Annotated in this window: 7 protein-coding genes; 3 read left to right on the forward strand and 4 right to left on the reverse strand. The window is 61.4% G+C overall.

All coding sequences use genetic code 11. From position 1 onward, the window contains the following. Nucleotides 1-2: 2 nt before the first annotated feature. Nucleotides 3-2,249 carry an excinuclease ABC subunit UvrB gene (uvrB, locus tag GVN21_RS18565; RefSeq protein ID WP_166576232.1) on the forward strand — a complete coding sequence of 749 codons (2,247 nt, stop codon included), beginning with the start codon at nucleotides 3-5 and terminating at the stop codon, nucleotides 2,247-2,249. Between the two features lie 67 nt (nucleotides 2,250-2,316). Here uvrB and GVN21_RS18570 read toward each other — a convergent pair whose 3' ends face one another. Continuing rightward, nucleotides 2,317-3,069 (reverse strand): hypothetical protein, encoded by a 753-nt coding sequence (locus GVN21_RS18570; RefSeq protein WP_240903018.1) that lies wholly within the window; start codon nucleotides 3,067-3,069, stop codon nucleotides 2,317-2,319. A gap of 87 nt (nucleotides 3,070-3,156) precedes the next feature. Then, complete coding sequence (locus GVN21_RS18575; RefSeq protein WP_166576233.1) at nucleotides 3,157-3,513, reverse strand: hypothetical protein; 357 nt, start codon at nucleotides 3,511-3,513, stop codon at nucleotides 3,157-3,159. 684 nt (nucleotides 3,514-4,197) lie between these two features. Between GVN21_RS18575 and GVN21_RS18585 the strand changes: the two genes are divergently transcribed. Both GVN21_RS18585 and GVN21_RS18590 read left to right on the forward strand, forming a co-directional pair. Continuing rightward, nucleotides 4,198-6,480, forward strand: coding sequence for a DGQHR domain-containing protein (locus GVN21_RS18585; RefSeq protein ID WP_166576235.1), 2,283 nt, complete (start codon nucleotides 4,198-4,200; stop codon nucleotides 6,478-6,480). Between the two features lie 36 nt (nucleotides 6,481-6,516). After that, the gene (locus GVN21_RS18590) at nucleotides 6,517-7,383 is read left to right on the forward strand and encodes a Dam family site-specific DNA-(adenine-N6)-methyltransferase (protein WP_166576236.1); all 867 of its coding nucleotides are present in this window, start codon (nucleotides 6,517-6,519) and stop codon (nucleotides 7,381-7,383) included. A gap of 65 nt (nucleotides 7,384-7,448) precedes the next feature. On the opposite strand, the gene GVN21_RS18595 is transcribed toward GVN21_RS18590, so the two are convergent. Both GVN21_RS18595 and GVN21_RS18600 read right to left on the reverse strand, forming a co-directional pair. Next, nucleotides 7,449-8,102 carry an SOS response-associated peptidase gene (locus GVN21_RS18595; protein ID WP_166576237.1) on the reverse strand — a complete coding sequence of 218 codons (654 nt, stop codon included), beginning with the start codon at nucleotides 8,100-8,102 and terminating at the stop codon, nucleotides 7,449-7,451. Between the two features lie 78 nt (nucleotides 8,103-8,180). Further along, on the reverse strand, nucleotides 8,181-8,828 hold a 648-nt coding region (locus tag GVN21_RS18600; protein ID WP_205690170.1), incomplete at its 5' end, for a DUF4291 domain-containing protein.

Genomic DNA, 8,828 nt, shown 5'->3' on the forward strand with positions numbered 1-8,828 from the left:
CCATGCCCAGCCCCGGTGTCTCAGAAGTGTCCGCCAAGTTCGTCCACGACATCGCGGACGCCCCCCTAAGGAAGGATGGGGCCCCCATGCTGTGGAAACCCCACCGCCCCGCGCGGCCGGACAAGTCCGAGGGCGGCAAGACCTTCAAGCTGGTCGCCGACTACGAGCCCGCCGGCGACCAGCCGACCGCCATCCGCGACCTGGTCGCCGGCATCAAGGACCGCGAGCACGATCAGGTCCTGCTCGGCGTCACCGGCTCGGGCAAGACATTCACCATGGCCAGCATTATCGCCGAGACCCAGCGCCCGGCCCTGATCCTCGCCCCCAACAAGACCCTCGCCGCCCAGCTCTACAGCGAGTTCAAGTCCTTCTTCCCGGAGAACGCGGTCGAGTATTTCGTCAGCTACTACGACTACTACCAGCCGGAAGCCTACGTCGCGCGCACCGACACCTACATCGAGAAGGACAGCAGCCGGAACGAGCAGATCGACCGCATGCGCCACAGCGCCACCCGCGCCATCCTGGAGCGGGACGACGTCATCGTGGTGGCCTCCGTCTCCTGCATCTACGGCATCGGCTCGGTCGAGACCTACACGGCCATGACCTTCTCCCTGTCGGTCGGCGACCGCATCGACGAGAAGCAGCTGATGGCCGACCTGGTGGCCCAGCAGTACAAGCGCAACGACGCCGCCTTCGAGCGGGGCATGTTCCGCCGCCGCGGCGACACCATCGAAATCTTCCCCGCCCACTACGAGGACCGCGCCTGGCGCATCGGCCTGTTCGGCGACGAGATCGAGGCCATCCAGGAGTTCGACCCCCTGACCGGCAAGCGCACCGCCGACCTGGAGACGGTGAAGATCTACGCCAACAGCCACTACGTCACCCCCCGCCCGACGCTCCGCCAGGCGGTCAACCACATCAAGGCCGAGCTGAAGGAGCGCCTCGACTGGATGGTGGCCAACGGCAAGCTGCTGGAGGCCCAGCGGCTGGAACAGCGCACCACCTTCGACATCGAGATGATCGAGGCCACCGGCAGCTGCGCCGGCATCGAGAACTACAGCCGCTACCTCACCGGCCGCCGGCCGGGCGAGCCGCCGCCGACCTTCTTCGAATACATCCCCGACAACGCCCTGCTATTCACCGACGAGAGCCACCAGACGGTTCCGCAGATCGGCGCCATGTACAAGGGCGACTACAATCGCAAATGGAACCTGGCGGAGTACGGCTTCCGCCTGCCCAGCTGCATCGACAACCGCCCACTGAAGTTCGAGGAGTGGGAGGCCATGCGGCCCCAGACGGTCCACGTCTCGGCCACCCCCGGCCCCTGGGAGATGGAAAAGGCCGGCGGCGTCTTCGCCGAACAGGTGATCCGCCCCACCGGCCTGATCGACCCGCCGGTCGAGGTCCGCCCGGTGGCCAAGAACAACGCCAGCCAGGTCGACGATGTGATCGCCGAAGCCCGCGAAACCGCCCAGCGCGGCTACCGCACCCTGGTCACCGTGCTGACCAAGAAGATGGCCGAGGACCTGACCGAGTTCATGCACGAACAGGGCCTGCGCGTCCGCTACATGCACTCCGACGTCGACACCCTCGAGCGCATCGAGATCATCCGCGATCTTCGCCTGGGCGCCTTCGATATCCTGGTCGGCATCAACCTGCTGCGCGAGGGCCTCGACATCCCCGAGTGCGGCCTGGTCGCCATCCTCGACGCCGACAAGGAAGGCTTCCTCCGCTCGGAGACCAGCCTCATTCAGACCATCGGCCGCGCCGCCCGCAACGTCGACGGCAAGGTCATCCTTTACGCCGACACCATCACCGGCTCCATGGAACGGGCGATGGCCGAGACCAGGCGCCGCCGCGAGAAGCAACAGGCCTGGAACGAAGCCAACGGCATCACCCCCGAAAGCGTCAAGTCCCGCATCAAGGACATCCTGGCCAGCCCCTACGAACGCGACCACGTCCGAGTGGACGCCGGCGTGGCGGAGGATGCCAAACCCTTCCTCGGCAACAACTTCCAGGCCACCCTCCGCGACCTGGAAACCCGCATGCGCGACGCCGCCAGCAATCTGGAGTTCGAGACGGCCGCGAGGCTGCGCGACGAGATCAAGCGGCTGAAGCTGCTGGACCTGGAGTTCGCCAACGAGGCGCTGACCGGGGCGGGCGAGGCGGTGGACGCCAGCCTGCCCAAGGCTTTGCGCAAACAGGCGCGGGTGGAGGCGGCGGAGGCGTTCCGGAAGGGAAAGCGCTGACCCCCAACCAAAAACGCCCCGGACCAACCGGCCCGGGGCGTCTTCGTCTCATAGGCTCAAGCGCGCCTTAGAAGGTGCGCGGCGCGCCAGGCCGGTCGCCCAGCTCGCGGGTGCGGTCGGCGTCGCCCGGTTCGGAGCCTTCCATGCCGCCGAACGAGCGGTTCTCGCCCGTGTGGTAGCGGGCCCGTTCGCGGCCGATGTCGTCGACGCTGTAGGGGGCGGCCGACTCGTCGAAGCGGTTCCAGCCCTGTTCGCGGTAGGCGGCGCCACGGGCGGTGGCGTCCACGCCGCTGTTCAGCAGCTGCTCGACGCGGGCGGCGTCGCCGTCCTCGACCTTGACGCTGACCAGGGTGCCGCCGCGGCGCACGCCCTCGGCGTAGACGTTGGCTTCCTCATCGGTGTGGCCGGCTTCCTTCAGCGCGCCCAGCAGGCCGCCGGTGGCGCCGCCCACGGCCGCGCCGATCGCCGCGCCGACCGCCGTCGAGGCCAGCCAGCCGGCCGCCACCACCGGACCCAGGCCCGGAATGGCCAGCATGCCGAGGCCCGCCAGCAGACCGCCGGCGCCGCCGAGCATGCCGCCGCTCATGGCGCCCTTGCCGGCCCCGTCGGCCACGTCATTTTCGCCGTCTCCATTGGCGTCGCCCAGCGGGCCGCGCCCGGCCGGCGAGCCGCCCGGATGCTTGTGGCCGTCATGCCAGTTGTCGGCGTTGTTGGAGACCAGGCTGATGCGATCCTTGTCGATCCCGCCCTGCTCCAGGGCTTCGACGGCAGCGATCGCTTGGGTGTGGCTGTCGAACAGCCGGGTGATGGTCCTGCTCATGGGCGAGCTCCTTGCGGTTACTGATGTTGGGAGAGGACCCGCCGCGCCCTGGCGCCAGGCCAGGGGGTGGAGGGCAAGGAAGAGGGGCTACAGCGCCTTGACGCTGCCCTTGAAGTCGACGGTCACCGAAGCGGCCTTGCCGTCCTTCATCGCCCGGCCGGTCCAGACCCCGTCTTCGCCCTGGGTCAGCTCGCTGACCTCGGTGTAGCCGGCGGACTCGATGGCGCCCTTGGCCTGGGCCTCGGTATAGCTGTTGGCGCCGGCCGTGGTGGCCGCATCGCCGGTGGTCGGGGTGGTGTCGACCGCCTCGTTGCCTGGGGCCGAAGGCGCGGAAACCGCCGGGCCGTTGGTGGTGTCACTGACTTCGGTGGTGCTGGTCTCCGGCTGCCCGCAGGCGACCAGAAGGGCCGAGGCGACGGCCACCGCGGAGAGGGTTCGTATCATGTGGAGGACTCCCTGATGTGGGGAGAAGAAGGCGTGGGAGTCCGGGTGGTTCCAGCGACAGGCGCGGTTGCAGATGTGGAACTTTTTCAGGGGGTTGGGGCGTGGGGGAGCACAGAGATCGCCGCCGGGGACGGGCGAAATCGAGCCAAGGGCAGGTGAAGGATTCGACCGACTTCATGGTCGCGACCAGGGACTTCGCAAGAATCGGGAAAAACATCATGAGAAACACTCGAAGGAAGATGAGGGTACGCGCCATCTTATCTCTGGCGGCTTACGCAAGCAGCGGGATGCACCCCATCAGCGGCGGCATTGTCATCCCCAGCGGCCGACTATCACCGGCTCGATGGAACGGGCCATGGCCGAGACCAAATGCCGCCGCGAGAAGCAGTAGGCCTGGAGCGCCGCCCGCAACCTGAGATTCGAGACGGCGGCCGACCCGAGCAAAGAGATCAAACGGCTGAAACTGCTCGACCTTGAGTTGGCCAACGAGCCGGTGGACGCGAGCGTGCCAAAGGCGCTGCGCAAGCAGGCGCGGGTTGAGGCGGCGGACGCGTTTCGGAAGGGGAAAAGGTAGCGCGAGGCAAATTTCGACCTAAGGCAGCGGCAACCACCACCCTCAACTTGCAAATATCCGACGTCTGAATAGGGTTAGCCCTGCACGATTCAGCTTGGGGGGGTGTTGGCGTGATCGGCGAGCTGGCAGATTCATCGGCGAAGCGCGTAGTCGAGTACAAGGCTCGTCGACAACGTCACGTCTACAAAACTTTTCGCAAGGATGAGTACGACTTTGCGATCTCCGAGGGCTGGGAACACGTAAGAGAAAACAAGACTTCTCATAGATTTCAAAAGCTTAAGTCCGTCGACGAGCGGTTTGAGAATGAAATTTGGTGCTTGCTATACCAGCTTGGATACACCCACTTAAACATTGGTAGAAAATTCAATATTGTAGTTGCGGAACACAAAGGAAAGACTGTTAGCAAACAAATTGATGTCTTTGGATATGACGATGAGACAATCGTCATTGCGGAATGCAAGGCTTGCGAGACACGCACCAAGCGATCACTGGCCAAAGATATTGCTGAACTCGACGCACTAAAGAAGCCAATCGCCGACGCTCTGAGAAAGCATCTTGGCCAAGATTTTCCGCAGAAGATAATTTGGTTAATGGCCACCAAAAATGTTGACTGGATAGACAATGACGAGACTCGTGCAAAATCTGCCAACGTGCAGAAAATCGACGAAATCGATTTACTTTACTTCCAAGATATCGCGGACCGCATTGGCCACTCCGCTCGCTTCCAGTTCCACGCGGAGTTTCTAGCTAACTCTAAGGCCCTGAAGGGCATGGACGTGCTTGCCATAAAGTCGAGGCTCGGAGGCTTCAATGCATACATGTTTTTCGCAGAGGCACGCAAACTCCTGCCAATATCTTTCGTAAACCACCGGGGACTTCGCGATATCGATGCCGCACCAACTTATCAAAGACTTGTTCAGAGAGATCGACTCCTTAAAATCGCGGATTTCGTGAAGAAGGGCGGATATTTTCCGAATTCCGTCATTGTCAATTTTAAGAAGCCAATTTCCTTCAATAAAGTTCGCAGCGACGACTCGGGAAACTCTACTGGAATACTAACCCTTCCAGATGCTTATAAATCCGTATGGATAATAGACGGACAGCATCGCCTATATGGATATTCCGAAATTTCTCCGGAACCAGGGGAACCTGACACCGTCAGCCAAATTCCGATTCTCGCGTTCGAAAGCATCTCAACCGCTGAGGAAACTCGGCTTTTCAGCGACATCAATAGCAAACAGAAGACCGTAGCGAAGAAACTTCTCGATGAGATAACCGGTGACATGAAGCTCAATTCCGGTGATCGGAGAGAGCAATTGCGCGCTGTCGCTGTCCGTGCCTTGGACTTGTTGCGCAGCAAGGTCGATGGAGCGTTGTATGGGAAGATTGCTGGAGCCGAACTCTCGAACCCAGGCGCGCAGCTAGCGATACCCTATTTGGCGGATGCGATTGGGCAATCAGCTTTGCTCGGCCGGTTCACCAAGCAGGAAGGCACTACCGTTTTTCTGCAAGGACATTTGTTTTGGGACGATCCCAAGATGGCAGTGAATCGGCTTGCTATATTCCTCGATGCCTACCTTGATGTCTTTCGTGCCAGAAGTTCAGAGCGGTGGGACCTCGGAAAGCAAGCGCGCTTCGCTTCGAATACAGGAGTTGCCGGCCTCATCCGGTTTGCAAACGACGTCATCTCCTTCATGTCCGTGAAGGAGAAGGAAGACCCCCGCACTCTCCATCCTAAGATTTTGGTTGAGCGACTTGAGCCCTATCTGGAACCCGTGGCCTCCTATTTCGCGTCAGCGTCGTTAGCTGATGTTGCGGATCGGTTTGCCACTCCATTCGGTGCAGGTGGCCCAGCAGCCTTTCAGTTCAGGCTCCGAGAATTGACTCATTCGGCCTGGCCAGAGTTCTCACCAACAGGATTCGACAAAGATTTGCGCGAACATAGCGCAACACGTGTTGCGGAGGCGGATCGAAAAGTACGGGCCATCCAAGAGCAAGTGCAGGGTTACGTTCTGACCGTCCTCAAGAAGGTCTATCTGGGAGAGAACTATCTTGAGGAGGCCGTCGATAACAAAGAAATGCTTAAGAAGACTTACGAAAAATACCTCGACAACGACCCTGCGGAGAGAAAGGAACTTGCTACCTACCTAGATTTTCTTGACCTTCGAAAGATCGTAGAAACTCCGAAAAATTGGGAACATTTCTCGGACAAGCTGAATATCCCGCTGCCGGAAGAAAAAAAGGGTAAGGCGCGGTACGTGTCTTGGTTCGATGAGGTCAACAAGATCCGACGCATCCCAGCTCACCCATTTAACCGCGCCTATTCGGACACTGAAGTGCTGACGCTCGATGCGATCTACGGCGAATTGGCCAAACGCGGCGTAATCTCCTAGTGGTCGCGCTATGAGCCGAGCGCCCGTGTTAGACAGATGACCTATTACCCGTTCCTAAAATGGGCGGGCGGAAAGCGTTGGCTCAGCCCTTACGCTCATGCCCTCGCACCAGCCGAGTTCGGTAGGTACTTCGAACCGTTCCTTGGGGCGGGCGCGTTCTTTGGCGCGCTTGAACCCCCAGCCGCTATGCTGTCCGATTGCAATGCGGAGTTGATCAACTGCTTTGTCACGATGCGGGATCAACCGGATCATTTATATTCAATAATGCAGAGACACCAAGAAAACCATTCTGACGAATATTACTACCTAATCCGATCTGTCAGCTATCTGTCAGCCTTGGAGAAGGCCGGGCGCTTTCTGTATTTAAATAGAACCTGCTTCAACGGCATCTATCGCGTCAATCAGCAGGGGAAATTTAACGTTCCCCGCGGGACGAAATCATCAGTCCTTTTTGCGCACGATGACTTTTCTAAAGCCTCTCGCTTGCTAGCCTCGGCTAGAATTGAAGTTTGTGATTTTGAGAGTACCATTAGTGCCGCAGGCGAAGGAGATTTCGTATTCTGCGATCCTCCCTATACAGTTTCTCATAACAACAACGGTTTCGTTCGGTACAATGAAAAGATGTTCTCGTGGAGCGATCAAATCCGCCTTCGAGATTGTCTGAAGGCGGCCAATGAGCGTGGCGTGAGGTTCTTGGTTACAAACGCGGCGCACTATAGTATTAGAGATATTTATCAATCACCTGGATTTTTTATCAACCCGGTGTCACGCGCTAGCGTAATTGGTGGTGGAAATCAGTATCGTGGCAGATACTCAGAGTTTCTCATTTCGAACTACCAACCCGACTTTTTTGGATCCGCACGCGATCTGCCAAAGGCACGAGCAGCTCAAAGATTGAATTAGATGATTTAATGTGTCTGTGACGCCGTCTACCCGCATACTGCCGAACAACCGGGCTGACCAAGCACCTAGATCTCCACTTCAAACCGCTCCGCCCGCACCGCCGCCATCAGCGGCCCCGCGTCCTGCGTCGGGTCCAGCCAGGTCCCCCACTCCTCCGGCTCCAGGATCACCGGCGCGCGGGTGTGGTAGTCGCCCAGCCAGCCCTCCGACGGGCCGGTCAGGATGGTGAAGCTGGTGATCTCGCCCGCGTCCGGGGTGGTGCAGCGGTCCCATAGGCCGGCGAACCAGATGGCGCGGCCGTCGGTGCGGGCGAAGCGGTGTCTGGTCTTGCCGCCATCTGGTCCCGTCCATTCGTACCAGGCGCTGGCCGGGACGATGCAGCGGCGGCGCGAAAAGGCGCCCTTGAAGGTGGCGGCGGTTTCGCAGGTTTCCACGCGGCAGTTGAAGGTGGTCAGCTTGAAGCCGTCGCCCTTGCCCTTTTCGGTGTCTTTCAGTGGCTTGCCGCCCCGCCAGAAGGGCACCAGCCCCCAGCGCATCTTTTCCAGCACCCAGGCGCCGTCCTGTAGCCGCGCGGTGACCTGGGGCGTGGTCGGGCGGACGTCGTCGTTGGGCTCCATGTTGATCGGGGCGGTGACGACCGGGAAGTGCTCGGAAAAGGCGGACAGCTGGGCGTGGATGTCGGCCCAGGTCAGGTGAGAGGTGTCGAAGCGTCCGCACATGGGGGCATCCTGGACCGGATTTCCGCCAGCGGAAACAGGGGGACGGGTTGGGCGCCTTGGCGGCCTTCCTGTTCCCGGTCAGCGCCGATGCCTGTCGCGTTCGACGTCCAGCCGACCCTGCCCCTGGTGGCTGGTGGGTAACCCGTACACCCTCTCCCCCGGCAGCATCCCCCGCGCCTCCTCCAGCCGTCCCTCCGCCACCAGCGCCCCGATCGCGTGCGCCAGGGGCGTCACCTCCTCGATCCGCACGGTCCAGTCCTCGACGTACCGGCGCGACGCCTCCGGGCCCAGGCCCAGCTGCAGCGACCGCCAGGGCAGCGGCTGGAAATGCAGGTCTCGTTCCGGATCCCACTGAATCCGCACCGGCGACCGCGCCTTCAGCGCCTCATAGTCGGTCCGGCTCATGCCCTCCGGCGGATGGCTCGCGCAGGCGTGGGCGACCGCCCATTCGAAGCCTTCGCGGGTGATGTCGATGGCCAGGATCCGGGCCTGGCCCTCGTCCTTGTGGCCCCAGCCGGCGCGGTACATCATCCACAGGAAGCTGGGCTTGATCCAGGTCATCCGGCTCAGGCTGAACGGCGGCGAGACGAAGCGGCCGGCGGCCAGGGCGGCGTCGGCGATCTCGTGGCGATAGGCCTGATAGACGCGGATCGTCGTGGCGTCATACAGGGCCCGCACCTGGCGATGCGGCGTCTCCGCCCCGGTCATGCCGCGCCCTCCCCCGTC

The sequence above is a fragment of the Caulobacter sp. SLTY genome, from assembly GCF_009905535.1.
Taxonomy (GTDB): Bacteria; Pseudomonadota; Alphaproteobacteria; order Caulobacterales; family Caulobacteraceae; genus Caulobacter.